At 72.5% G+C, this 23,336-nt stretch carries 20 protein-coding genes and 2 pseudogenes; 15 read left to right on the forward strand and 7 right to left on the reverse strand.

The window, feature by feature from the left end; all coding sequences use genetic code 11:
- Positions 1-3 precede the first annotated feature (3 nt).
- The 7 genes from amiA to ACFC79_RS23080 all read left to right on the forward strand — a co-directional run bounded on the left by amiA (position 4) and on the right by ACFC79_RS23080 (position 8,731).
- Positions 4-117, forward strand: a complete 114-nt coding sequence (gene amiA / locus ACFC79_RS23050; protein ID WP_376242951.1) for a streptamidine family RiPP — start codon at positions 4-6, stop codon at positions 115-117.
- A gap of 93 nt (positions 118-210) precedes the next feature.
- The gene (locus ACFC79_RS23055; RefSeq protein ID WP_376242953.1) at positions 211-1,065 is read left to right on the forward strand and encodes a hypothetical protein; all 855 of its coding nucleotides are present in this window, start codon (positions 211-213) and stop codon (positions 1,063-1,065) included.
- On the forward strand, positions 1,062-2,543 hold the full coding sequence (locus ACFC79_RS23060) for a CocE/NonD family hydrolase (RefSeq protein WP_376242955.1): 1,482 nt from the start codon (positions 1,062-1,064) through the stop codon (positions 2,541-2,543). The genes ACFC79_RS23055 and ACFC79_RS23060 overlap by 4 nt, the downstream gene beginning before the upstream one ends.
- Positions 2,540-3,919: a YcaO-like family protein gene (locus ACFC79_RS23065; protein ID WP_376242957.1), complete on the forward strand. Its 1,380-nt coding sequence runs from the start codon at positions 2,540-2,542 to the stop codon at positions 3,917-3,919. Before ACFC79_RS23060 ends, ACFC79_RS23065 begins: the two co-directional genes overlap by 4 nt.
- Before the next feature lie 143 nt (positions 3,920-4,062).
- The gene (locus ACFC79_RS23070) at positions 4,063-5,241 is read left to right on the forward strand and encodes a SagB/ThcOx family dehydrogenase (RefSeq protein WP_376242959.1); all 1,179 of its coding nucleotides are present in this window, start codon (positions 4,063-4,065) and stop codon (positions 5,239-5,241) included.
- Positions 5,238-6,977 carry an ABC transporter ATP-binding protein/permease gene (locus ACFC79_RS23075; protein WP_376242960.1) on the forward strand — a complete coding sequence of 580 codons (1,740 nt, stop codon included), beginning with the start codon at positions 5,238-5,240 and terminating at the stop codon, positions 6,975-6,977. Before ACFC79_RS23070 ends, ACFC79_RS23075 begins: the two co-directional genes overlap by 4 nt.
- Complete coding sequence (locus ACFC79_RS23080) at positions 6,974-8,731, forward strand: ABC transporter ATP-binding protein (RefSeq protein ID WP_376242962.1); 1,758 nt, start codon at positions 6,974-6,976, stop codon at positions 8,729-8,731. The genes ACFC79_RS23075 and ACFC79_RS23080 overlap by 4 nt, the downstream gene beginning before the upstream one ends.
- 663 nt (positions 8,732-9,394) lie before the next feature.
- Here ACFC79_RS23080 and ACFC79_RS23085 read toward each other — a convergent pair.
- The 3 genes from ACFC79_RS23085 to ACFC79_RS23095 are packed head-to-tail and all read right to left on the reverse strand — an operon-like array spanning position 9,395 to position 11,780.
- The gene (locus tag ACFC79_RS23085; protein WP_376242964.1) at positions 9,395-10,075 is read right to left on the reverse strand and encodes a class I SAM-dependent methyltransferase; all 681 of its coding nucleotides are present in this window, start codon (positions 10,073-10,075) and stop codon (positions 9,395-9,397) included.
- A complete protein-coding gene (locus ACFC79_RS23090) occupies positions 10,072-10,575 on the reverse strand; it encodes a hypothetical protein (protein ID WP_376243230.1) in 504 nt (167 codons plus the stop codon). Before ACFC79_RS23090 ends, ACFC79_RS23085 begins: the two co-directional genes overlap by 4 nt.
- Positions 10,576-10,577: 2 nt before the next feature.
- A complete protein-coding gene (locus tag ACFC79_RS23095; protein ID WP_376243233.1) occupies positions 10,578-11,780 on the reverse strand; it encodes a molybdopterin-dependent oxidoreductase in 1,203 nt (400 codons plus the stop codon).
- Between the two features lie 359 nt (positions 11,781-12,139).
- Between ACFC79_RS23095 and ACFC79_RS23100 the strand changes: the two are divergent.
- Positions 12,140-12,589: pseudogene (locus tag ACFC79_RS23100) on the forward strand (GtrA family protein); the annotation flags it as partial.
- On the opposite strand, the gene ACFC79_RS23105 reads toward ACFC79_RS23100, so the two are convergent.
- The gene (locus tag ACFC79_RS23105) at positions 12,547-14,088 is read right to left on the reverse strand and encodes a glycosyltransferase 87 family protein (RefSeq protein WP_376243236.1); all 1,542 of its coding nucleotides are present in this window, start codon (positions 14,086-14,088) and stop codon (positions 12,547-12,549) included. The pseudogene ACFC79_RS23100 and the gene ACFC79_RS23105 overlap by 43 nt on opposite strands.
- Positions 14,089-14,158: 70 nt before the next feature.
- Between ACFC79_RS23105 and ACFC79_RS23110 the strand changes: the two genes are divergently transcribed.
- The 4 genes from ACFC79_RS23110 (at position 14,159) to ACFC79_RS23125 (ending at position 17,751) form a co-directional block, all read left to right on the forward strand.
- On the forward strand, positions 14,159-15,238 hold the full coding sequence (locus ACFC79_RS23110; protein ID WP_376242966.1) for an NAD-dependent epimerase/dehydratase family protein: 1,080 nt from the start codon (positions 14,159-14,161) through the stop codon (positions 15,236-15,238).
- A gap of 181 nt (positions 15,239-15,419) precedes the next feature.
- A complete protein-coding gene (locus ACFC79_RS23115) occupies positions 15,420-16,118 on the forward strand; it encodes a glycosyltransferase family 2 protein (protein ID WP_376242967.1) in 699 nt (232 codons plus the stop codon).
- Entirely contained in the window at positions 16,115-16,768 is a 654-nt protein-coding gene (locus tag ACFC79_RS23120) for a DUF2064 domain-containing protein (RefSeq protein ID WP_376242969.1), read from the forward strand. Before ACFC79_RS23115 ends, ACFC79_RS23120 begins: the two co-directional genes overlap by 4 nt.
- A 257-nt stretch (positions 16,769-17,025) precedes the next feature.
- Positions 17,026-17,751 (forward strand): class I SAM-dependent methyltransferase, encoded by a 726-nt coding sequence (locus ACFC79_RS23125; protein WP_376242971.1) that lies wholly within the window; start codon positions 17,026-17,028, stop codon positions 17,749-17,751.
- Here ACFC79_RS23125 and ACFC79_RS23130 read toward each other — a convergent pair.
- On the reverse strand, positions 17,676-18,032 hold the full coding sequence (locus ACFC79_RS23130; protein WP_376242973.1) for a fumarylacetoacetate hydrolase family protein: 357 nt from the start codon (positions 18,030-18,032) through the stop codon (positions 17,676-17,678). The genes ACFC79_RS23125 and ACFC79_RS23130 overlap by 76 nt on opposite strands.
- A gap of 769 nt (positions 18,033-18,801) precedes the next feature.
- On the opposite strand from ACFC79_RS23130, the gene ACFC79_RS23135 reads away from it, so the two are divergent.
- Together ACFC79_RS23135 and ACFC79_RS23140 are read left to right on the forward strand one after the other, a co-directional pair.
- Positions 18,802-19,011: a hypothetical protein gene (locus ACFC79_RS23135; RefSeq protein WP_376242975.1), complete on the forward strand. Its 210-nt coding sequence runs from the start codon at positions 18,802-18,804 to the stop codon at positions 19,009-19,011.
- Positions 19,008-19,745 (forward strand): annotated as a pseudogene (locus ACFC79_RS23140) (restriction endonuclease); the annotation flags it as partial. The gene ACFC79_RS23135 and the pseudogene ACFC79_RS23140, both read left to right, overlap by 4 nt.
- A 187-nt stretch (positions 19,746-19,932) precedes the next feature.
- Here the strand turns inward: ACFC79_RS23140 and ACFC79_RS23145 are convergent.
- The gene (locus tag ACFC79_RS23145) at positions 19,933-21,312 is read right to left on the reverse strand and encodes a YhgE/Pip family protein (protein ID WP_376242977.1); all 1,380 of its coding nucleotides are present in this window, start codon (positions 21,310-21,312) and stop codon (positions 19,933-19,935) included.
- Positions 21,313-21,581: 269 nt separating this feature from the next.
- On the opposite strand from ACFC79_RS23145, the gene ACFC79_RS23150 reads away from it, so the two are divergent.
- Positions 21,582-22,241 carry a MerR family transcriptional regulator gene (locus tag ACFC79_RS23150; RefSeq protein ID WP_376242979.1) on the forward strand — a complete coding sequence of 220 codons (660 nt, stop codon included), beginning with the start codon at positions 21,582-21,584 and terminating at the stop codon, positions 22,239-22,241.
- On the opposite strand, the gene ACFC79_RS23155 is transcribed toward ACFC79_RS23150, so the two are convergent.
- Complete coding sequence (locus ACFC79_RS23155; protein WP_376242981.1) at positions 22,126-23,322, reverse strand: AMP-binding protein; 1,197 nt, start codon at positions 23,320-23,322, stop codon at positions 22,126-22,128. The two genes, ACFC79_RS23150 and ACFC79_RS23155, sit on opposite strands and share 116 nt — an antisense overlap.
- Between the last annotated feature and the right edge of the window lie 14 nt (positions 23,323-23,336).

The raw sequence follows: 23,336 nt of genomic DNA on the forward strand, positions 1-23,336 counted from the left end.
TTCATGGACAACGAGCAGATCTTCACCCCGATCGCCGACCCGGGTCAGCTGGCCCACGCCTCGGCCACCCACTCCAACGCCCTCGTCGAGAACCCCTTCGAGGACATCGAGGAGTAAGCGAGGGCCTCACCGCTCTCGACCGTGGGCCCGCCCGTTGCCTTACGGGCGGGCCCACGCCCCTGCCAGCCCGCTTCCGTCAGGAGGACCGCCATGTCCCACAGCCGACTCGTACCCGGTGTCGAAGTCGTCGCCGTGCCCGGGCGGGGTCTCGCCGTCCGCACCGCCGACGGAGAGTTCCTCAGCGTCAGGACACGTGGCGCGGACAAAGACACCCTGTTCTCCGTACTCACCGGGGCCGACTCCGCCCCGCCGGACGGCGAACTGCGCCGCGTCGTGGCGGCTTTCGAGGGGGCGGGCTACCTGGCGGCCGAGCCGCAGCCTCCGCAGTGGCCCGCAGAGCGCCGGGACGTCCGTCTCCTCGGCGCCCCGGTACTGACCCGCCCGCTGGCCGCGCACCTGGCCGCCCTGGGAGCCGAGCCCCGGACGGCACCCGCCGTGACCGCACCCGACGGGGCGACGGCGCGGATCGAGGAACTGCTCGACGGAAACCCCGCCGCCGTCGTGTGGTGCCTCGACGGCCCTGTACCCGAGGGGCTGTGGGAGGACGCCGACCGGCTGCCCGAGCACGGGGTCGCCTGGCTCCGCTGCCACCGCGAGAGCTGGCAGGCGTACGTCGAGCCTCTCGCCGCCACCCCGGGCGACGTCACCGCCGCCCACGTACGCGCTCGTCGGCTAGCAGCCACCCCCGCCCACCGCGAACTGGCCGCCTACTGGCGCGGGCCCCGTACCTCGGGCGTGCCGGTCCCGCTCACCGTTCCCGCCGCCGCGCTGCTCACTGCTCTGATGGCAGACGATCTCAGCAGGTGGGCCACCGAGGCCACCCACACGGCCGGCTTCCCGGCCAGGCGCCGGCTCCGTCACGTGGACCTGCGCACCCTGACCGTCACCGAGCACCCCGTCCTGCCAGTGCCTGACGCCACGCCGATGCCGAAGAAGGACGGATGACGTCCGTCTACGAGGCCGTCGGAGGTCTTGCCACGGACGTGCGCCTCCCCGACGGTGCCGGCCCCTTCCCCGCCGTCCTCATCCGCACCCCCTACGACCGCACCCGGCACCTGGCCGAAGCGCGCGGCTGGGCCCGCCGGGGCTTCGCCGCAGTCGTGCAGGACGTCCGAGGCCGGTTCGCGTCGCCGGGGCAGTGGCACCCGTACAAGAACGAAGCCGCCGACGGGCTGGTGACGGCCCGGTGGATTCGGCGACAGACGTGGAGCGACGGCCGGTACGTGGCCATCGGCGCCTCCTACGCCGCCCACTGCGCCCTGGTCCTCGCCCTTGACGCGGAGGGTGAGGCGGAGGCACGGCCGAACGCCGTCATAGCCGCTGTGCCCGCACTCGGCGCCGCCGAGACCGCCCGCGAACCCTCCGGCGTGGAACGGTTGCTGGCCCGCGCCGGATGGTGGGCCGCCCACGGCGACCGGCGCGACTCCGACGAGGACGCGCTGGCCAAGGCCCTCGCCGCGGACCCCTGCCTGCTCACCCATCTGCCCCTCACCGGCCTCCCCGAGCGGTTGGGCCGAAGCCTGCCCTCCTGGGCGGGACTGTGGCAGCGACGCGAGCGCGGCCGACTCGTATCCCGGGCGACGCACGCCGACGTGCCTCTGCTCGCGATCGGGGGCCACCACGACCACTTCACCGAGGACACCGTCGCCCTCTGGCGCGCGTGGGGCGGCCCCTCGGCCCGCCTCCTCCTCGGCCCCTGGGGGCACGGCCTCCTCGCCGCGCCCGGACCCGACGCCGGCCCCGCCCACCGGGTGGTCCTCGGCGAGCTGTACGCGCGTTGGGCACGCCGCGCCCTGAGCCGTGGCCTGGCCCCCGGCCGCCACGGCGCGTCGGCGCTGGGCGGCGGCGACCTGTGGCTGCCCGCGGGCGCCGAAGGTGAACCGCGCACGCTGCGGCTGCGGCTGCTGCGCGGCTCCCGCTTCACCGCCGACCCCGAACGCCCCGTACGCTCCGACGACTTCACCGTCCACACCAGGGGAATCCCCGACCGCTGCCTGCTGGCCACACCACCGCTCCCGCGTCCGCTCGACGCCGTCGGACCCGTGCGGGTACGGCTGCGGGCCACCGCCGACACCCCGTCCGCCGACTGGGCGGTCCGCCTCGTCGCCCTCACACCCGACGGGGTCGCCGAGCGTCTCGCCGTCGGCGTCCTGCGGCGCGAGGAGCCGACGGACGGTGAGTTCACCTTCGAACTCGGCCGGGCCACGCGCCGCCTGCGGGCCGGCACGCAGCTGCGGCTCGAGATCGCCGGGCACCATTTCCCGGCCCACGCCCGCAACCCCCACACCGGCGACGACCCCGTCACGGCCGACCAGCTGCTCTCCTCGCGGCGAGAAGTCGACCCGGCGAGCGTGACGCTGACCCTGCACGTCCTCCCCTCCCGCCCCCACTCCATCGACCCCGCCAAGGAGATCCTGCGATGACGGCGCTGCCGCTGGAAGCACTCGTCGACCCCGTCTGCGGCATCGTCCGCGAGGTCGAGCCCGTGGAACACCCCGCCGGTGCCCCGCCCCGCTACACCGCGTACACCGCCGAGATATCCGACGCCCGCAGACTCGGCCTGTGGCCCGCCGACCGGGTCTCCCTCGGCACCACCTTCGGCGACCCCGAGCAGGCCCGCATCGCCGCGATAGCTGAGGGGATAGAACGGTACTGCGGCAACCGCGTGCCACCGACCGGCCATCCCGACGCCCCGCTGCGCGCCACTGCCGCCGAGTTGACGGCGAAAGGCATGCGGATCTACGGCCCCGACGACATCCCGTCGTACGCGACGTGGCAGCACGACCGGGAGAAGTTCCCCTACCGACGCTTCACCGCCGACACCCCGTCCCTCTGGACGCACGGCACCGAGCGGCTGCCCGACGGCGCCACGACGGAGATCTGGGCGCCCGTCGCCCTCACCCACCTCAACTGGCGTCAGGGCGAACTGCGCGAGCTGCCCCGGACCCACCACCTCAACTACGCAGGAATCGCCACCGGCCAGGGATTCGACGACGCAGTCGAACGCGGCCTGCTGGAGGTCGTCGAGCGCGACGCCCTGGAGCTGTGGTGGCACCTCGACGGACCGACCCGCGGCATCGACCCGGCCAGCGTTCCCGGCCTCCTGGACGACCTCGCCGGAGCCGCGCTCGACGTCCACCTCGTCGAGATGCCCTCCGAGTTCGCCCCGTGCATGGCCGCGCTCGTCCACGACCCCCTACGCGGTCTCTACGCCGCCGGCTTCGCATGCAAGTACGACCCGGCCGAAGCTGCCCGCAAGGCGGTCCTCGAAGCCGTCCACACCTGGGTCTTCACGCAGGGCCTGACCGACCCAGACGGCTGGGTCTTCCAGGCAGTCGAGGCCGGCCTGCTCGCCCGCGGCCTCTACCTGGAGCACCGCGCCGACGGCCGGTACCTCGACGCGTGCGGCGAGCGGTTCGATCACGTACGGGACCTGGGCGCGCACGTACAGGTGTGGCTCGACGAACGGATGTCGGCCGAGGCCCGCCGGTTCACCGCCCCTGCCCACGGGACGGTGTCCGTCGACGCGGTCGAGCACGGCAGCCGGGAGCGGCTGGAAAGGGCGCTCCACGCGGGCGGCCACCGCCTCATGACCTTCGACCTCACCACCGAAAACGTGGCCGAAACGTCCCTGCGGGTGGCCCGGGTCCTCGTCTCCGGCCTTCTCCCGAACGCCCCCGCCGCCTTCGGCTACTTCGGCTGCACTCGGCTCGCCGAGGCCGCCGTGCGACGGGGCTGGCGCACGACCGCGCCGGAGGCGCCCGAGGACTTCACCCTCGCGCCTCCGCCCCACATGTGAGGACCACAGTGGAACGCCGCGACCACGACCGCCCGATGGACGGAGATCACCACTCAGAGAGCCGCCGCCCCGAGGCCGTGCAACACCTCGGCGACGGTCGTCCAGGGGAGGTGAAACACCCCCGGGAAGGCCGTCCAGCGAGCATGAAACGCCCCGTCGGCGGCGGCCGCCCGGGAGATATGGGCCACCCGCTGGAGAGCCTTCCGGTGGACCTCGCCACCGCTCTGCGGAACGCCCGCTCCGCGCGGTGTCCCAGCCCCGGCACACCTGCGGGCCCGGCGGTCCCGGCCTGGCCGGGACCGCCGCTGCCGATCCCGGAGGCCGGCCCGGCCGAGCTCGACCTGCGGGCCCTGCTGCACCTCTCCCTCGCCGCCTCGGACGGTTCGGCGCGGCTGCGCCCGGCCCCCTCCGCCGGTGCGCTGCACCCGGTCGACGCGGAGCTCGTCGTCGGCGCCGGCTGTTCTCTGCCTCCCGGCCGCTACGGCTACGACCCGGTGCGCCATTGTGTCCACCGCCTCGGCCGACAACCCGTCGGCACGCCGCCGGGCGTGACGGCCGAACTCTCCGTCACCGCACGCCGTACGGTCTCCCACTACGGTCACCGTGCCTGGCCGCTGCTGCTCCTCGACACCGGGCACGCCGCCGGGGCGCTGTTCCTCGCGACCCGAGCGCTCGGTTCGGGCGAGCCCGAACTCCGCCTGGACGGAGCGGCCGAGAGCCCGCTGGCCGCCGTGCGCATCCGCCCACCCGACCCTGCGCGCCACCCCGAAGCCCCCCGGACTGCCCAGCCGTCTGCGAGCGCGCCCACGCCCGGTGAACTGCTGGCCCGCCGCAGTACCCCGCCGCCGCTGCCCGGAACTCCGCACGCGAACGCCCTGCGGGCGGTCCTCCGCAGCGCATCGCACGCGGGTGGCGGCGACCTGCGGTGGTGCGCCGCCGTCGGACCCCCACGGCCCGGCCTGATGGAACTCGCTTTGGACAACACTGCACTGCACCGCTGTGCCGCGGGCGAGACCCGCCCGACGCTCGCGGTCTGGGCTGCGGGTCAGGCCTGGATCGCGGACGCGGGCGCCGTGCTCCTCGCCCGCGGCTGCCCCGCGGACGCCGACGCCCCGCATGTCCGCCGCACCCACCTGCGGGCCGGATTCGCCGTCCACCTCGCCCACGTCACGGCCCGACACCACGGACTGACCGCCCGGCCCGTGGGCTCCTGGCAGCAGGCGGACCTCGGCGCTGCCATCGGCGCCGCGCCCGGCCAGGACTGGATCGTCCACGGACTGGCCCTCGGCACCCTTCACGCCGACGAGGAGAACACCGCATGATCGTCCACCCCGAGCTGCGCCGGGCCGCCCGACGCGCACGGCGTCCCCTGCTCACGGCCACCCTCCTGCAAGGCGCGGTCACCCTCACCCACCTGGCGCAGGCGGCCCTACTGGCCCTCGCCCTCGCAGCCCTCGCACTTGGCGAGGCGGGGCAACTACCGTGGCTGCTCTCCGCGGTGCTCGCCGTCGTCGTCGCCCGCGCCGGACTCGGCACCTGGCAGCGGCGGACCGCCACCCGCGCCGGAGCCGAGGTCAGGGTGGCGTTGCGGGACGAACTCCTTGCCCACCTCGGACGCCTGGGCCCCGCCCACCTGACCACCGCCCGCGCCGGAGCCGTCCGCACCACCCTCGTCGAGGGTGTGGAGGGCGTCGACGCCTACGTCTCCCGCTACCTGCCCCAGCTCCTGATCGCCCTGAGCATGCCGCCTCTGGTGCTCGCCGTCCTGGCCGCAGTGGAACCGGCAGTGCTGCTCGGTCTCGTCCCCGCTCTGCTGCTGGCCGTTTTCGGTCCGCGCGCCTGGGACCACCTCCTCACCGCCCGCGGCAAGGAGCACTGGGACACGTACGAACGACTGGGCGCCGACTACCTGGAAGCCTTGCAAGGTATGCCCGCTCTACGGGCCGCCGGTGCGGTCGGCCGCACCCGCGCACGTCTGGAGGAGCGCTCAACGGCGCTGCACCGGGCGACCGTCGCCAAGCTGCGCGTCTCCCTGGTCGACACCGGCATCACCGATCTCGCCATCCAGGGCGGCACCGCCGCCGCCGCGGTCCTCGCCTGCTGGTCCGCCGTCGGCGGATCCACCACGGCGACCGACACCTACCTGGTGCTGCTGCTGGCCTCCGAATGCTTCCGGCCGGTCCGCGACCTCGCCCGCGAGTGGCATGCCGGATACCTCGGCGTATCCGCCGCGGACGGCATCGCAACGCTGCGGACCGCCGAACCCGCGGTCCACGACACGGGCACGGCGTCCGCGGACTGGCCCCATCCCCCGGAACTCCGCTTCGAGAACGTGCGGTTCGCCTACGACGGCGCGCAGGCGTCCGTCCTCCACGGTGTCTCCTTCACCGCACCTGCCGGACGGACCACCGCGATCGTCGGCCCGTCCGGCGCGGGCAAGTCCACCCTGCTTGCCCTGCTCCTGCGCCACCACGACCCGCACGAAGGCCGCATCACCCTCGACGGGCGCCTCACCGCCGAGTACTCCCTCGACGCGCTGCGGCAGGGCGTCGCCGTGGTGTCGCAGGACACCTACCTCTTTCACGCCTCCATCGCCGACAACCTGCGCATGGCCCGTCGGGAGGCCACGGACGCCGACCTGACGGCAGCGGCGCGCATCGCAGGCATCCACGACGAGATCGCCGCCCTGCCCCACGGCTACGCCACCGTCCTGGGCGAACGCGGCGCCACTCTGTCCGGCGGGCAACGTCAGCGGCTCGCGCTGGCCCGAGCCCTGCTGGCGGATGCCCCGGTACTCGTCCTCGACGAGGCGACGAGTTCGGTCGACGAACGCCGCGAGGCAGACATCGTCCGCGAACTGCTGAACGCCGCCGGCGGCCGCACCGTCCTGGTGATCGCCCACCGGCTCGCCGCCGTCCGGAACGCCGACCACATCGTCGTCCTCGACGGGGGACGGGTGGACGGCACCGGGGACCACGCCCGGCTGGTCGAGGCCGGTGGCGTCTACGCCCGACTCATCGAGGCGGGCCGTACCCACCGAGGAGAGAACGCCGCATGAGCCACGCCATCGACACCGTCACGGCCCGGACGAGCGTGCCCGAGCGGGGATCGTTGCGCGCCCTGCTGCCCGCCCTCGCCGGCCACCGCGCCATGACGATCCGCACCTGCGCCGCCGCGCTCCTCGAACAAGGCTCCCTCGTCGCGCTGGTCACCCTGGCCGCCCACACCATCGGCACCGCCGTCATCGAGTCGAAGGCCCCGTCGTCCGGAACCGTCACCGCACTCGTCGCCCTGGTCCTCGTACGAGCTCTGACGACCTGGCGCGAGATGGACCTCTCGCACGATCTGGCCTACCGGGTCCTCGCCGCGCTGCGGGTACGTGTCTTCGACGGACTGGCTCGCAGCGCGCCCGCCCGCGTGGCCGGCCGGCGCAGCGGGGACCTCGCCGCCACCGCCATGGCCGATGTGGAGGCGCTGGAGTTCTTCTACGCCCACACCACCGCCCAGCTCCTGGCCGCGGGGACCGTCTTCACCGGCGGTACGGCGGTCCTCGTCGCAGTGGAGCCGTGGCTGCTCGCTGCCGTGCTGCCGGTCACGGTCCTGCTCGCAGCCGCTCCCTTTGCCGACGCGCGTGGACGTGCGGTACGCGGCGCCCGCACCAGTACGGCCGTCGCCACACTGTCCGCCGACACGGTGGAGACCGTCGACGGACTGCGCGAGCTGCTCGCCTTCGGCACCTTTGCCGGACGCCGACACCGACTGGCCGGACGCGGACGCGAGGTCGGCGAAGCCCAGCGTGCCGAGGCCACGTGGGAAGCCGTCACGGACGCGGTCCGCGATCTCCTCATCGTGTTGGCCGTCCTCGGCGTGGTGACCGCGGCGGCACAGTCCATGGCCTCAGGACGACTGCACGGGGCGTGGGCTCCGGCGGCGATGGCGCTTGCTCTGGCTGTCCTCGGCCCTGTCGCGGAGTCGGCCCGGTCCCTGAGCCGGGCCGTCTCCCTGCGCGCAGCCGCCTCACGCGTCGGTGCGGCCGTCCGGGCTCCCGCCCTCGCCCCGCCGGCCGCCGCGCCCCGCACGCTTCCCCCTGGCCCACTGGGCGTCCGGTTGCACCAGGTGGGGTTCGACTACGGTGGCGGTCCCGTCCTCGACGGCATCGAACTGACCGTCCGCGCGGGACAGACGCTCGCCCTGGTCGGCGCCTCGGGTGCGGGCAAGTCGACCTGCGCCCACCTCATCGCACGCTTCTGGGACCCGTCCGAGGGCACGGTACGGCTCGTAGCCGCCGACGGGGAAGCCATCGATATACGGGACTTGGACGATGCCGAACTCCGGGGCGCTGTCGCGCTGGTGGGACAGGAGACACCGCTCTTCCACGGCACTCTCGCCGAGAACCTGCGGCTTGCCGCCCCCGAGGCCGACGACGACCTCCTCGTCGAAACGGCCCGCCTGTGCGGCGTCGACCGGATCGCCCCGCTGACCACCCTGGTCGGCGAGCGCGGTTCCACCCTCTCCGGAGGCCAGCGGGCCCGCATCGCCCTCGCCCGCGCCCTGCTGGTGCGGCCGAGGGTCCTGATACTGGACGAGTCCACCGCCCACCTGGACAACGCGAGCGACGCCCAACTCGCCACCGCGCTGCGCCAGAAAGACCGCACGACCATCGTCATCGCCCACCGCCGCGCCACCATCCGGAGGTCCGACCGCATCGCCGTACTCGAGGCCGGACGCATCGTGGAGGAGGGCACCTGGGAGGAGCTCAGCGGCCGCCCCGACAGCGCGCTCAACCGCGGCCTCGCCGGCATCGCTCCCTGAGCCCTGGGCTGCCTCGATGGTAGTGACGGCGGCGAGGCTGAAGGGGGAGTCGGCCGTGGCAGCCTGTCCCGCTCCGAAGAGGAGGGATGGACTGCTGGGCATGACGCTCGTTTGACGCTCTCGGCGTCCGCGGGCAGGCCAGCGATCCGTGAGATGGGCTCTGACCTGGTGTTTCCTGAGACTTGCTCGGGCCGACATCATTTCGATGACGCATCATGTGGAGTGCGTGGCAATTCTGGAGCCTGTTAAGCAGGGCTTCCGACCTGCGGTTTTCCTAGGTTGCCTCAGGTATGCAGGCGGTGATCGACTCGTTTCCGGAGCGCATGACGTCGAACCTGTCACGTGGCCGATGGGTACCTCTGACCTGCAATATTGTGGAGGTCATGCTGGACGGAGGGTTCGTGGGCCCGATCCTCGCGGGGACGACGAGAAGTCGTTTCGACGCTCATTTGACGATGAGTCATACCTGTCGGCTCGCTGCTCGTACTCCGTGGAGTTCTCGGCCTCGACTCGTTGCGCGATTCCGGGACTGGGGCCACGACCGCCTTGCTTCAACATGGAGGGCGGGCAGAGAACTTTCTCCGCGTACGGAACTCGAACCCTGTGTCACAACCGGCGCTTGCGGGCGTCTTGTCTCCTCGTCACCGCGTGGTCGGCCCCGGCTCAGCGACGACGTCCCGAGGCCGTGTGCCAGTGGCCGAGGGCGAGGAAGCATCGTTGGCCGCATCTCCACTGGTCGGTGACGCTGAGGGCAAGGTCCTCGGCGATCCTGTGGAGTGCCGGTGCTCCCAGACGTGCCCAGGGGAACGGCGGACCTTCGTGGCCATGGCTGTCCTCGAATCGGGCGGTGCAGCGTTCCTCGACGTCGTCGAGGTCGACCTCGACGAGGAGAAGACCCGTCGGGGCGGTGACCTGGTTGCAGCGGTACAGCAGGGCTCGCGGGTCGCCGCCGATGCCGATGTTGCCGTCGATGAGCAGGACGGTCTCCCAGACTCCCTCGGCGGGTACCCGGTCGAACACCGATTGGCGCAGCGCGATTCCGCCGAGAGCGATGGTGTGGGCCACCGCGCGGGGAGCCACATCGACGCCGAGCGCGAAGGCTCCGCGCCCCAGGAGTGCCCTGCACAGCCGGCCGGGCCCGCAGCCGACGTCGAGAACGGGGCCGACGCAGCGATTGAGCACGGATTCGTCGGCCACCGTGGGGTATGCGTGCCAGCGATCCACCGGCATCCGGATCCGGCGTCCGTCCGCCAGCCGCAGGTACACCGGTTCGCGGCCACTGCGCAGGGCCAGTGCGTAGGGGTCCGCGTCGGCGCAGGGCGACCGCTCCTCGCCGGGCGTCATGACGCGGCGTCGTGACCCGATACGGGTCGTTCCTCGTCGGCGCGGGCGGCCCGCCGGAGGCGGCGGAGCTTGAGGGCGAAGGCAAGGGCGGAGGCGCCGAAGAGCACGGCGGTGATGGCCAGCCATCGGCCGAGGTAGACGCCTTCGGACAGTCGTGCGGCATCGGGGTAGGGGATCGCGAGGTCGAGGATGAGGGGGAACCAGACGAGCAGGAGCACGCCGGAGAGGAAAGCGGGCACCCGCAGGTAGTTGATCCACGGCGGTTGCGGCATGCGGGGGGCGCGATGCCGCAGGACGGCTTGAGCCGACAGATCGGCGAGTGAGTACAGGGGGAGCAGGATCAGGTCGTGGACGATCGCCGCGCCGACGAACCAGATCGCGACCTGGAACGGGCGGACGGCGAACAGTCGCACCAGGGCGAAACCGGTGAGGGCGAACGAGGCGACCAGGACGAGAAGATGGAGGGGGCCGGAGCCGTACCAACGGACGAAGCGCGCCATGGTCACGTCCTGAAGGTGAGCCGGCGCACCCACTTGGTGTTGTTCACGCCGGGATTGGCCGGGACGATGACGCGGGCCGGGTGGCCGTGGTCGAGCGAGAGGTCCGCGCCGTTGACCCGCAGGGCGAGCAGCGATCGGAGATCGTGAATCTGGTTGCCCCGCAGTACCACCGCGCTGTAAGGGCCGCGGGGCTGGACGGACTCCACCAGGACGCTTCCGGCGTCGGGGAGGCCCGCCAGGGCGGCGAGGTCGGTCAGCCGAAGGCCGCTCCAGTCCTGGTCGTCGGTGGACCACCCCTCCACGCAGGCGATCGGCAGCGCGGCGGCATGCTGGTGCATCGCGAGGAGTTGTGCGCGGGTGAAGACGAGCGTCGGCCCGTGGCCGCGGACCTCCAGCCGCCAGTCCGGCCCGACAAGGGCGGGGGTGACGCCGACGGAAGCGGCCGTCTTGTTGACCTGGAAGTCCTTCGGGCCGCCGCCCGGGTCACGGTTGTGCGGCGCGAGAAGGGCGGTCCTTCGCAGTCGGCCGCCGATGCTCTGTCCCGCGGTGGCCACCAGGAGGAGCAGCGACCCGGCCCCCACCATGGCGAGTGCGCCGCGCCGGGACATGGTCGGCGCCGCGGGGTCGAGCGCGACCAGACCGTCCGGATCGGGTGGCTCCGGCCGGGTGCCGGCGAGCCCGGTGCGCAGCTCCGTCAGCAGGTTGCGGGAGCGCAGGGAGCGGGTCATCCGGCCGAGTTTCAGGCTCACATGGACGACGAACGCGGCGATGAACACCCAGGCGCCATAGAAGTGCAGGGTGTAGAAGGAGCCCGGGAAGACGTAGTAGAGCTGGATGTTGAGGATCCCGGTGACGAACTCGAAGACGACCCCGCCCACCAGGGCCAGCAGCGACAGCCGCTCCAGCGCGTGGGCGGCGCTGCGGACCGGCAGCCACTCGAACAGCTTCGGGATCACCGACCACAGTTTGGCCAGCACCACCGGCACCAGGACCACGCCGAGCGTCACGTGCACGCCCTGGGTGAGCCGGTACAGCCAGTAGGGGTGCGTGGGCCAGTCGAACAGGTAGAAGCCCAGCAGGCCCTTGTCCGGGGTCTGGTCGTTGAGTGCGCCGAGGCCGGGGTTGTAGGCGGCGTAGGACAGCGCGCCGGTCAGGAAGAGCAGGGGGATGCCGATCAGCAGCACCAGGCCGAACACGGATGTCAGCCAGGGCCCGCGGAGGGGACTGCGCCAGAAGCCGGGACGGAACGGCCCCGGGGGCGGAGGAGTCCGCTCGACCCGCCGTACAAGGGCCCGGGTACGAGCGGCCCCCTTGGTGGCCCGCGCCGCCGCGGCAGCGCGAACGCGCTCCAGGCGCCCCGGAGCGTGGTCCTCGTCCGGTCCCGGGTGCTGCGGCCCGCCGGAGTCCGGTGCCGACTGCCGTCCACCACTGCCCACCGGCCGCCTCCTCCGCCTCCGTGCCGACTCTCCGAGGGGTGGATCGAATCCCGCCGCGCCGTCAGTGTCTGTCGAGTCGTCGGCTACAAACTGGCACAGATCGGGGCGTCCTTCCGCGCCCGGCTCGCATGCGGGTGTCCGTCGCCAGCCGAGTGGCCGAACCGGCGCTCCGCACGGCTCGACGGGTCGCCCGGTGGCCCCATGATGGTGGGGTGCGACGCCTCGGCACACAGCGCAGCGCCTCCACCCGGCCCGGCCGCACCGCGCTGACCAGGGAAGCGTTCTGGTTCGTCGTGATCGGTGTCGCCTCCACGGCGGCCCAGGCCCTGCTGTACTGGGTTCTGCGCCACTGGTCGCCGCCCGTCGTGGCCAATTTCGCCTCCCTTCTCGCCGTCACCGTCCTCAACACGGAGGCCAACCGCCGGCTGACCTTCGGCGGGTCTTCGGTCCGGGTCCTCCGGGCGCATCTGGCCGCAGGGTGCCTTTTCGTCCTGGCGTACCTGGTCACCTCGGGCGCTGTCCTGCTCTTCCGCCACTACCGGCCCACCGCCTCGCCGGCGGCGGAGACCCTGGTGCTCGTGCCGAGCTTCGCCCTGGTGACCGTGGTGCGCTTCGCCGTCCTGCGGATGGTCGTCTTCAGACGCCGCCAACGATGACCCCCTCGCGCCCGATGCGGCCCGCACGCCTGCCCTCCCGCACCGTCCCGCCGCCTGTCTCCGCCGCCACGCGCCCGCGCCCGGACGAGTACACCGGCGAGCACCGTCGCGGCGGCCATCCCGTACGCGGCTGCCTGGACACCGGGCCAGTGCAGTTCGTTCGCGACATACAGCACGGTGCCCGCGGCGGCGACGGCGAGCCACTCCCCTGGGCCACCCATGGCCACGAGAGCCACGACGAGCAGCGCATACCAGTAGTACGCGGGCGAGGCGAGCAGCAGCGCGGTGCCTGTGACCAGCAGCGATCCATGCCACGGCCGCTCCGGATCGCCGTGCCGCAGGACGTACCAGGCGGTGAGCGCCACCAGTACGGCAGCGGCCGGACCGGACCACGCGTCCGGCAGCACCAGCCGCAGCAGCGCGAACCGGCCGACGTCGGCCGGTTCGTACCCCTCCTCCCGCAGATAGTCGGGGAGATAACCGAGGACCGCGGAACCGGATGCCAGCAGGTAAGGGAGATAGGCGAGCACCACGACGCCAACGGCGGCGAGCAGCACGCTCGCCGCCTCCCGCAGCCGGGTACGCGGGCTGCGCCCGGGGGCCAGCACCCCCGACAGTGCGCCCGGAAGGGTGAGTGCGGGCAGCAGTTTGGCGGCGATCGCCGCCCCGAGCAGCGCTCCACGGCGTGCTCCTGTGGCCGCGCCCAGCGCAACCACCGTGAGCAGCACTCCGACGGTGTCCACATGGGCATCGTTGACCGCGGCGAAAGGCACCGCCGGACACCATGCCCACAGCGCCACCCGCCGCATGTCACCACACGTGCGCCGCCGCACCAGCAGCAGCGCCACCGTCGTGGCGACGGAGAGCACCGCACCGGCGAGTTGCAGGGGCTTGTGCCGCCCGCCCGCCGGGGAGACGGCGTGCACCAGCAGGAACCATCCCTCGGCCACGGGCGGATAGATCGTGGGTGCGGACGGCCTGTTGATGTGCGTGCACACACCCGCCACCGGGTGGAGGTCCCACCCGCGGCACGTGGTCCCGGCGGGGAAGAGCCATGGATCACGCAACCGGGCAAGCTGCGGCGCGTCCGGCGGGTAGGCGTACGGGGAGATCCCCGCAGCCTGCACGCGACCGTCCCACGCGTAGCGGTACATGTCGTCGCTGGTGCGCGGCGGACCCGAGAGCGCCGCCACGCACAGGGCGATCCCCCCAGCCAGGATCAGCGCCACGGCGGTGCGCACCGGCACGCGCCGCACGGTCCACGCCGCCCCGGCGAACAGCATCCACGCGGCGGCGTACCAGTACAGCAGCGCGGCCGGATGGCCGAGATCACCGCCCAGGCGGACCGTCGCGGCGACGACGGCGACGAGGGCGGCGAGCAGTGCCGTGGCGCAGAGCGTGCGTACTCCCACACCCGCCATCGTGGCAGCCGCGAGCACGGCGGACGGCCTCGCAGCGCCGGGTGTCGGATCCGGCCGTAGCCTCGAAGGCATGCTGGTGCTTGTCACGGGAGGGGCCGGGTTCATCGGCTCCCACGTCGTCGGTGCGCTGGTCGAGGCCGGACATGAGGTGCGCGTGCTGGACGCGGTGCTGCCCGCGGCGCACGGCACGGCGGCCTTCCCGCCCTCACGGCCGCCCGGTGTGGCGTTCGTGCGCGGCGACGTGCGGGACCGGACGGTGGTCGAGGAGGCGCTGCACGCGGTGGACGCGGTCTGCCACCAGGCGGCGATGGTCGGCCTGAGCCGGGATTTCGACGACGCGCCCGCCTACGTGGGGTGCAACGACCTGGGCACCGCCGTCCTGCTTGCGGCCATGGCCCGGCTGCGGGTGAGCGAGCTCGTCCTGGCCGGCTCGATGGTCTACTACGGCGAGGGCCGCTACGCATGCGCCCGCCACGGGGCCGTCCGGCCCGGCCCGCGCCGGGTCGCCGACCTGGACGCCGGACGGTTCGAGCCCGTCTGCCGGCGCTGCGGCGACCCGCTCACCCCCGGCCTGGTGCCGGAGGACGCGCCGCCCGACCCGCGCAACGTCTACGCGGCGACGAAAGTCGCCCAGGAGCACCTGGCCGCCGCCTGGGCGCGGGCCACCGGCGGCCGGGCGGTCGCCCTGCGCTACCACAACGTCTACGGACCGGGAATGCCACGCGACACCCCCTACGCCGGAGTGGCCTCGCTCTTCCGTTCCGCGCTCGCCCGCGGCGAGCCGCCCCGGGTCTTCGAGGACGGCGGTCAGCGCCGGGACTTCGTCCACGTCGCCGACGTGGCCGCCGCCAACCTGGCAGCGCTCGGCGCGGTCGGCGCCGCGATCCCGGACGGCACACTGCGCGCCTACAACGTGGGCAGCGGAAGCCCGCACACCGTCGGGGAGATGGCCACCGCGCTCTCCGCGGCCCACGGCGGGCCCGCGCCGGTGGTGACCGGCGAGTACCGGCTGGGCGACGTCCGCCACATCACCGCCTCCTCGTCACGGCTGCGCGAGGAACTCGGCTGGCTGCCCCGGGTGCCGTTCACCGACGGCGTGCGGGAGTTCGCCGGAGCCCCCCTGCGCGGCCGGGCGTCGAAACCTCGGTGACGCGCGTGCGGGAGACGGCCTCGAACCCGGGGCCCCGCAACCGTCGCGGCCCGCACCGGTCCCAGGCTCCCGCCGCCCGGACCCCGCGTCGCCGTCGAAGAGGGCGACGGCGGACCGCATCAGACAGTCCGGACACATCACCCATTTCCGCCCATACGTTGATATCCGTACGCTGAAAGACATGACCGAGAGGCATCGGCCCCTTATGGACGTCGTGCTGCCATGTCTTGACGAAGCGGCCGCGCTTCCCTGGGTGCTGGAGCGGATACCGCCCGGGTGGGGCGCCGTGGTCGTCGACAACGGCTCGACCGACGGCTCCGCCGAACTCGCCGCGTCGCTGGGCGCCCACGTCGTGAGCGAACCGGTGCGCGGCTTCGGCGCAGCCTGTGCGGCCGGGCTGCGCGCCGCCACCGCGCCCGTGGTCTGTCTCTGCGACTGCGACGCCTCCCTCGACCCGGCGCTGCTGCCGTCGCTGGCCCACGCCGTCCTGGACGACGAGGCGGACCTGGTGCTCGGGCGGCGCAGGCCGACGACACGCCGCGCCTGGCCGGTGCACGCCCGGCTCGCCAACCGCGAGCTGGCCCGGCTGATCCGCCGCCGCACCGGTCTGCGCCTGCACGACCTCGGCCCGATGCGGGTGGCCCGCCGGGAGGCCCTGCTCGACCTGGACCTGACCGACCGGAGGTCGGGCTACCCGTTGCAGATGGTCATCCGCGCCGCCGACGCCGGATGGCGGGTGCGCGAGGTCGACGTGCCCTACCGCCCACGCGCCGGCCGCTCCAAGGTCACGGGCACCTGGCTTGGCACCTGGCACGCGGTGCGCGACATGCGCGCGGTCCTCGGCGAGCCGCCCCGCCGTCCGGCGGGCGCCCCCCGGTGAGCGGCCCGGCCGGACCGACCGCGCTGCTGGTGATAGCCAAGGAACCACGGCCTGGACACGTCAAGACTCGGCTCACGCCGCCGTTCACCCCCGCCCAGGCCGCCGCCCTCGCGAAGGCGGCGCTCGCCGACACCCTGGAGACCGTGCTGCGCTGCCCGGCCCGCCGCCGGATGCTCGTCCTGGACGGCGCGCCCGGACCCTGGCTGCCGCCCGGCATCGAGGTGATCCCGCAGGCGTCCGGCGGCCTGGACGAGCGGCTGGCCGCGGCCTTCGCCGCCGCGCCGGACGGTCCCGCCCTACTGGTCGGCATGGACACCCCACAGCTCACCCCGAAGCTCCTCGCCCCCGCACTGGAACCCGGCGCGTGGCTGGAGTGCGACGCGTGGTTCGGCCCGGCGGAGGACGGCGGGTTCTGGGCGCTCGGCCTCGCCGCGCCCGCCCCGGCGCTGCTGCGAGGCGTCCCGATGTCCACCGCGTACACCGGCGCCGCCCAGCGCGACCGCCTCACCGGGGCAGGCCTCCGGGTGCGCGACCTGCCGCTCCTGCGCGACGTGGACACAGCACCCGACGCCGCCGCGGTGGCGGCCGCGGCGCCGGGATCGAGGTTCGCCGCCCTCGTGAAGCGCTGCTCGCCCGGCCTTGTCCCGTGACACGCACGCGAGCGTCGGTGACCTCGCTCCCGCGACGAGTGCCCGAGCCAGGCTCGGCAACCCTCGGCGATCGAAGCGAGGACGCGCCTGATCAACACATCACCCGCCCTGGCGTGCCACCCGTGCCCACTCGACCCCGCGTACACACCGCTGGTTGACCCGCGGCGAAAACACAAGGGCTGCCCCCGCAGCCGGACCTAGGTCTACCAGCGAAACCGAGTGGCTGTTCGGGCCCAACTCTGCATACGTTCGGCCGCATGGCTGACGACTGCTTCGCGCATCCACGGCTCGCCGCGATCTACGATCCGCTCGACCCCGACCGCAGCGATCTCGGGGCATACCTCCAGATCGCGGAAGAGTTCGAGGCGCACCGAGTGCTGGACATCGGCTGCGGCACGGGGGTGTTCGCGCTTCTCCTGGCCGGCCGCGGGACCGAGGTCGTCGGCGTCGATCCCGCACTGGCATCCATCGACGTCGCCCGGGCCAAACCAGGCAGTGAGCAAGTGCGCTGGATCTGCGGTGACGTGACAGCCCTCCCCCTGCTGCGGGCTGACCTCGCCACAATGACAGCGAATGTCGCCCAGGCCATCGCCGACCCGCTTACGTGGCAGAAGACGCTGCGGGGGGCCTACGGGACACTCCGGCCCGGCGGACATCTGGTCTTCGAGACGCGCGACCCGGCCAGACGCGCCTGGGAAGAGTGGACACGCGAGAGCTCCTACCGCGTGACAGAGATCCCGGGCGCCGGCTCCGTCGAGAGCTGGGTCCAGCTGATCGACGTGAGCCTGCCTCTGGTGACATTCCGCTGGACCTACAAGTTCGCAGCGGACGGACAGGTGCTGACGTCGGATTCGACGTTGCGCTTCCGAGAGCGAGAGGAAGTCGAGCGGGACCTGGTAGCACACGGCTACGCGGTGGACGACGTTCGCGACGCACCGGATCGCCCGGGAAGAGAGTTCGTCTTCCTGGCACGACGTCCGTGATCTTGAGATCCATGCCGCTCCACACACTCGAGGCTCGATGGCGCAGGACAGCGGTGCCGCCACGAGGCAGTCGATGTCACCCAGACCCTTGACGGCGACGCGGAGGTTCCGGCCGGGGCAAGGGGGTGGGAGAGGGTGCCGCCCGGTGTGCCGGTGGTGATCAGGTCTCCCGGTTCGAGGGGCGTCAGGCCGCCGGCGCGCGCGACGGGGGTGGCGACGTCGAAGTGGAGGTCCGAGGTGTTGGCCCTCTGGACCGGGCGGCCGTCAAGCGCGGCCGTCAAGGGTCGGTCCCCGTCCCCCGATGGGGACGTGGTCGGGGGTGACCAGATCCCGTCCGAGGAGGTAAACGGAGCACGGCCCGGCCGGACCCGCCGGGCCGTCGAGGGTGTACAGGTGGTTGACGACGACGTACCCGGCGACGTGGCGGAGGTGCCGGGGCCCAGAAGGGCGGCGATCCGCGCGGACATCTCGTACGTGGGTTGAGGAGGTTCATCATCGCCCACCGCGGCCGGGCCGCGTTGACGAGGTCCGCGGCCTGCCCGTGCGGATAGACAGCGAAATCCCCGGTGAAATCGGCAGCAGCAGCGGTCCACGGCCCGCTACCAGGAATCCGCATCAGAGCCGTCACGAGTTCCGGCGCGCCCAGGCGCTGCCACCACCCGGCGTCCGCCCCGTAGGCGTGTGCGGCGGCCAAATCCACGAAGGACTGCCTGATCAGAGGCAGGGACCGCCGATGCCCATGCAGATGGCTACCTGCCCTCGGACCCGGCCGCGCTCGGAGCTGCGGGCGGCCGGTGCTTCGAGGCCCGTTCGTCCGGACGGGTGCGGTCGTCAGACCGCAGTGGCTGGTGGGGTCAGCTGATTCCTCGGCTCTCTTCACCTGCGGGAACGAGTGTCCGGGCGGTAACCGGACAGCGTCCGGCGGAGTTCTCGCCAACGTTCGCCGACCGGCTGCGGCCCGGGGGCGCGGTCCGTTGCACTGGTGCCCGGCCGCTTCGGAGAGGCCGGGAAAGTATGCGGGCCACGAGGGCGGGCGGGAGCGGATTTCGCATGATGACGATCAACGTGGGGGTGCTGCTCGCGATCATCGTGGTGATGCGCTTACGCCGCAGGACCCAGGCCAGAAGCCGGGTGGAGGAGCGCAACACCGCGCTCTTCGTCCTGGCCCTGGGCATCGTGATCGCGCCGACCCCACTGGGTCAGGGCATCTTCAATGTGATCAAGCAGTTGGTGAGCGGCGTCTCGCAGGCCGGCACATGAGCCCGCGCCCTCGGCCGGGCACGCGCCGCTCCCCCGCCCCACCACGTCGGCGCCGCCCGCCTCCCGCTTCTCGACGCCGGCCCGCGCCGAGGCGTCGTACGGCTCCCCGCCGGGGGCGGACCTTCGGCTGGGAGCAGGCTGGTCTGCTGCTCCTGGTGCTCGCCGTGGTGTGGAGCCTGCTCGTCGGTGCGCTGCGGTGGCTGGCGGCGCACCCCTGGGTACCGGTCGTGCTGCTGTTGATCGCGGCGGCGGCCGGTGGGGCGTGGGTGCACAGGTGCCGGGAGACAGCACGCTGGAACCGGGTGCGTGAGCGGGGACTGCGCTACGCGCTGCCGCAGATCGACGCCCTGCACCACCGACAGTTCGAGGAAGCCGTTCGGGATCTGATGCGCCGTGACGGCTGTCCTGGGGCGATCCGGGTCGGTGGGGCCGGTGACAACGGCGCCGATGTGAAGGCCACGGACCCCTTCGGCCGTCTGTGGGTGGTCCAATGTAAGCATCGGCGGGCCGGACTGGCCGGCTCTGCGGTCGGGACCCCGGACCTGCACGTCCTTAACGGCACCGGCAGGCCCGTCCACAACGGCGATGTCGTCGTGCTGGTCACCAACGGCCGGTTCACGGACAAAGCCGTCGCCTTCGCCCGTTCCCAGCGACTTCACCTGGTCGACCGCCACCTGCTCGCCCAGTGGGCCGCCGGCTCCACTCCGCTGTGGGAACTCCTGGGCACGGTTCCCTCCCGTTACGGGCCGGACGCTGACAGGGCTCGGCGGTGGAGCCGTCATCGGGCTTCCACTGTCGAGCCCTGTCATGTGTGCCGCTTCCCCGTCCCCCACGGGGCGGCACCATCGGGAGCCGCCTCCGCTCGGGACGGGCCCCGTTCGTGGGGCGGCCTCCGGATGGCCCCCGGGGGGCACGCGACGGTCAGGCGGTCGGGGCAGGCTGGGGCTCCAGCGCCTTGATCGGGGTTCGGTGCAAGCCCCTGCGGTCGTAGAAGCGGGTCATGCCGAAGCCGCACAGCAGCGCTACCACGAAGCCCACCCCGATCATGGTCCAGCCACGGCCGAGTCCGGCATCGGCCTGTGCGCCGAAGTAGAGGATGGACCTGACACCGTCGACCACCTGTCGGAAGGGCTCGAACTCGGCGAGGAAACGGTAGAAGTCCGGAAGGGCCTCCAGCGGGATCGTGGCGCCCGTCGACGGAATGGCGAGGCCGACCAGCACCAGCATGGACACCAGCTGGCCGGGCATCCCGAAGACCGCCAGCAGAGCCAGCGCGGTGATGCCCATCGCGGTGGTGGCGCAGGCCCCGTAGATCCACAGGAGCGCCAGGTGCGAGGCATCGATGCCGACGATATTCACGGCCGCCACCAGTGCCAGGGCGGACGTCACCAGCGACAGGCCGGCCATGAGCACGCACCCGATGGCGAAGTGGCGCGTGCGGCTGATGTGCTCCGCAGGCTTCACGCGGCGGAAGGGGCCGTAGTCGCTGGCCGCGTACCCCAGCATGGCGTCCAGCTGGGTGTGGATCACGTTGGCGCCCAGCATGCCGCCCAGGACGAGCACCAAGGTGTAGAAGAACGCGCTCAGCCCGAGTCCGCTGTGGGTACCGATCTCGTGGCCCTCCTGAACCGTCACCGTGATCGGGTCGGCGATCAGCAGCCGCTCGGCCGTGCTCGGCTGCTCGGCCTTCACCGCACGGTCCGCCTTCGGCTTCGCGTGCCCGCTCGCCTCGGCCTTCGCCGCACGGGCTGCTTGCAGCTTTGCCTGCCGGCCCAGTTGCTTGCCCAGCTCGGTGGAGGTGGTGTGGGCCACCTCCCGGTTGATCTCGGAGGCCATGGAGGAGCCGAAGCTTCCCGAGGCGGGGTTGGTCAGCACCTGCAGGGTGGGACGCTTCGGGTCCTGCTGCTGGGGGACGGCCAGCGCGGCCACGGATGCCGAGAAGTTCTCGGGGACCACCAGGGCGCCGTACGCCTTGCCCTTCCCCAGCATCTCCTCGGCCTCATTCCGGCTGACCCGTTTCCAGGCGACCTTGTCCTTCAGCTCCGGGGAATGGGCGATCGTCGAGGTGATCTGATCACCCAGGTTGATCTGCTTCCCGCCCATGTTCATGCCCTTGTCGGCGTTCACCAGCGCGATCGGCAGATCGTGCATGGAGCCGGTCGGATTGTTGTTCGCGCCCATGTACAGGAGCGAGAGCACGAAGGACAGCAGGCCGAGGATCAGCGCAGACGGGATCCACAGGCTTCGCCGGCGCAGCACCTTTCGCCCGGGCGTTCGATGAGGATGCTTCGGCTCAGACATGGCGCCTCCCCTCGGAAAGGGGCGCCATCGAGGCACTTTCATGACAAATGACTCTTGTGTGACATGAGGCCGGCAAGTCTGCTCCAGGTGCGATGTCGCGCCGCGGTGCTCGTAAGGCGCGCGCGGCAGAAGACGGTCCAGCCCTCGGGCCGGCGAGCCCCAGGCTGGAAACCTTCACTATCCAATCGCTGGATAGTGACACTATCCAGCTCGGGCTGTCGAACTGAGAAGCAGCGATACTGGTCACAGCACGGAAATCGAGGGAGCGCATGAGGATCTCGGAACTGAGCCGACAGTCGGGGGTGCCGGTCGCGAGCATCAAGTACTACCTGCGGGAGGGGCTGATGCCCGCGGGCCGCGCGATGGGGGCCACCCTGGCGGAATACGGCGAGGAGCATGTGCAGCGCCTGCGGCTGATCCGGGCGCTGACAACGCTGGGAGGGTTGTCCATCGCCGCCGCCCGCGGTGTGCTCGCCGAGATCGACCAGCCGTCCGATGATCCGCGCGGCATGCTCGGCGTCATCCACTACGCCCTGCGTACCCCGGCCGATGCCACCGGAGCGGCCGGCGCCGAGGAACTGACGGAACGCGTCGACAGCCTCGTGGAGGCCATGGACTGGGACGTATCGAAAACCTCGCCCCACCGCCTCGCACTGGCCGCGAGCCTGCGAGAGCTCAGCCGCCTCGGAGTGGACTTCGGCGTGGACGACCTCCTCCCGTATGCCGGGCTGGCCGCCGCCGTGGCGCGGCTGGACCTCGATCGGCTCGACGGCATCGAGGACCGGATGGCGCTCGCCGAACGCGCCGCGATTCTCACCCTGCTCCTCGAACCGGTCCTCGCCCTGCTCCGGCGGCTCGCCCAGGAGGGCGAGGTACGTCGCCGCACAGCGGAGGCCGCCGCACCTCACACCGCGCAGCCCGGAGCCTGAACCCCCTCCCGGCGCGGTCCAGGCCTCGCCTCGGCACCCCGGCGGGATGGACATGTCTCGGCGGCAGGTGGGGCAGGCGTCGGCCTGACGCTCGCAGCGCAGAACCGGCGGTCTGGGCGGAGCCGAAGCGGTGCTCGGTGGCGTTGACCGTGCACTCGGTGGGACCGTAGTTGTTCCAGACCTCGACGTCGGCCCGCTGGAGCGGTTGCTGGACGAGTGCGGCGTGCAGGGGTTCGCCGCCGGAGAGGACCAGGCGCAGCGCGGTACAGCCCGCCCAGGCGGGTTCCTCGATCAGGAGCCTGAGGACGGAGGGCACGACCTGCAGGACGGTGATGTCGTGTGCGGCGACGGCACGGACGAGGGCCGCGGGGTCGCTCTCGGCTCCGTGAGGTGCCATGACGACAGTGCCGCCGGCGATCAGCGGGGCGAACAGCTCCCAGCAGGAGGCGTCGAAGGTGAGGGTGGTCTTCTGCAGGACGCGGTCGGTGTCCGTGAGCTGGTGGACGTCGGCCATCCAGCGGTTGAGGTTGGCGACCCCCGCGTGGCTGACGACGACGCCCTTGGGCCGGCCGGTGGTGCCGGAGGTGTACAGCACGTAGGCGGCGTTCTGCGGCCCCACGGCGGAGACGGGGGCATCCGTGGGACGGGCGGCGACCTGCTCGCGGACGGCCTCCATGACGAGGGAGCGGGCCGTGGTGCCCAACACGGCGTCGGCGGACGCCTCGTCGGTGAGGGCGAGGGCGGCCCCGGTGTCCTCCAGGACCCACTCGGTGCGCTGTCTCGGGTGCCCGGGGTCGAGGGGGACGTAGGCGGCGCCCGCCTCCCAGATCCCGAGCAGGGCCGTCAGCAGGTCGGTGCCGCGCCGCATACAGACGGCGACGAGTGTTTCCGGTCCCGCGCCGCTGTCCCGAAGAAAGTGAGCCAACTGGTTCGCCCGTGCGTCCGGTTCGGCGTAGCTCAGGGCGGACTCGCCCGAGATCACTGCCGTGCGTGTTGGCGAGGCCGCAGCCCGGCGGGCGATGAGTACGTGAGTGAGCGCGTTCTCGTCGGAGAAGTCGCCCGACTGCGGCTCAGAGGGCATGGTGTTCCTTTGCG

This window comes from Streptomyces sp. NPDC056061, assembly GCF_042266885.1.
Taxonomy (GTDB): Bacteria; Actinomycetota; Actinomycetes; order Streptomycetales; family Streptomycetaceae; genus Streptomyces.

Excerpts from the sequence above, each read along its gene's own strand:
- ACFC79_RS23090 (WP_376243230.1), bottom strand. The coding sequence starts at position 10,575 with ATGGCGCGCTTCGTCCGTTGGTACGGCTCCGGCCCCCTCCATCTTCTC.
- ACFC79_RS23150 (WP_376242979.1), top strand. The coding sequence starts at position 21,582 with ATGAGGATCTCGGAACTGAGCCGACAGTCGGGGGTGCCGGTCGCGAGC.
- ACFC79_RS23125 (WP_376242971.1), top strand. The coding sequence starts at position 17,026 with ATGGCTGACGACTGCTTCGCGCATCCACGGCTCGCCGCGATCTACGAT.
- amiA (WP_376242951.1), top strand. The coding sequence starts at position 4 with ATGGACAACGAGCAGATCTTCACCCCGATCGCCGACCCGGGTCAGCTG.
- ACFC79_RS23135 (WP_376242975.1), top strand. The coding sequence starts at position 18,802 with ATGATGACGATCAACGTGGGGGTGCTGCTCGCGATCATCGTGGTGATG.
- ACFC79_RS23155 (WP_376242981.1), bottom strand. The coding sequence starts at position 23,322 with ATGCCCTCTGAGCCGCAGTCGGGCGACTTCTCCGACGAGAACGCGCTC.
- ACFC79_RS23060 (WP_376242955.1), top strand. The coding sequence starts at position 1,062 with ATGACGTCCGTCTACGAGGCCGTCGGAGGTCTTGCCACGGACGTGCGC.
- ACFC79_RS23145 (WP_376242977.1), bottom strand. The coding sequence starts at position 21,312 with ATGTCTGAGCCGAAGCATCCTCATCGAACGCCCGGGCGAAAGGTGCTG.
- ACFC79_RS23065 (WP_376242957.1), top strand. The coding sequence starts at position 2,540 with ATGACGGCGCTGCCGCTGGAAGCACTCGTCGACCCCGTCTGCGGCATC.
- ACFC79_RS23085 (WP_376242964.1), bottom strand. The coding sequence starts at position 10,075 with ATGACGCCCGGCGAGGAGCGGTCGCCCTGCGCCGACGCGGACCCCTAC.
- ACFC79_RS23070 (WP_376242959.1), top strand. The coding sequence starts at position 4,063 with ATGAAACGCCCCGTCGGCGGCGGCCGCCCGGGAGATATGGGCCACCCG.
- ACFC79_RS23080 (WP_376242962.1), top strand. The coding sequence starts at position 6,974 with ATGAGCCACGCCATCGACACCGTCACGGCCCGGACGAGCGTGCCCGAG.
- ACFC79_RS23110 (WP_376242966.1), top strand. The coding sequence starts at position 14,159 with ATGCTGGTGCTTGTCACGGGAGGGGCCGGGTTCATCGGCTCCCACGTC.
- ACFC79_RS23075 (WP_376242960.1), top strand. The coding sequence starts at position 5,238 with ATGATCGTCCACCCCGAGCTGCGCCGGGCCGCCCGACGCGCACGGCGT.
- ACFC79_RS23115 (WP_376242967.1), top strand. The coding sequence starts at position 15,420 with ATGACCGAGAGGCATCGGCCCCTTATGGACGTCGTGCTGCCATGTCTT.
- ACFC79_RS23055 (WP_376242953.1), top strand. The coding sequence starts at position 211 with ATGTCCCACAGCCGACTCGTACCCGGTGTCGAAGTCGTCGCCGTGCCC.
- ACFC79_RS23105 (WP_376243236.1), bottom strand. The coding sequence starts at position 14,088 with ATGGCGGGTGTGGGAGTACGCACGCTCTGCGCCACGGCACTGCTCGCC.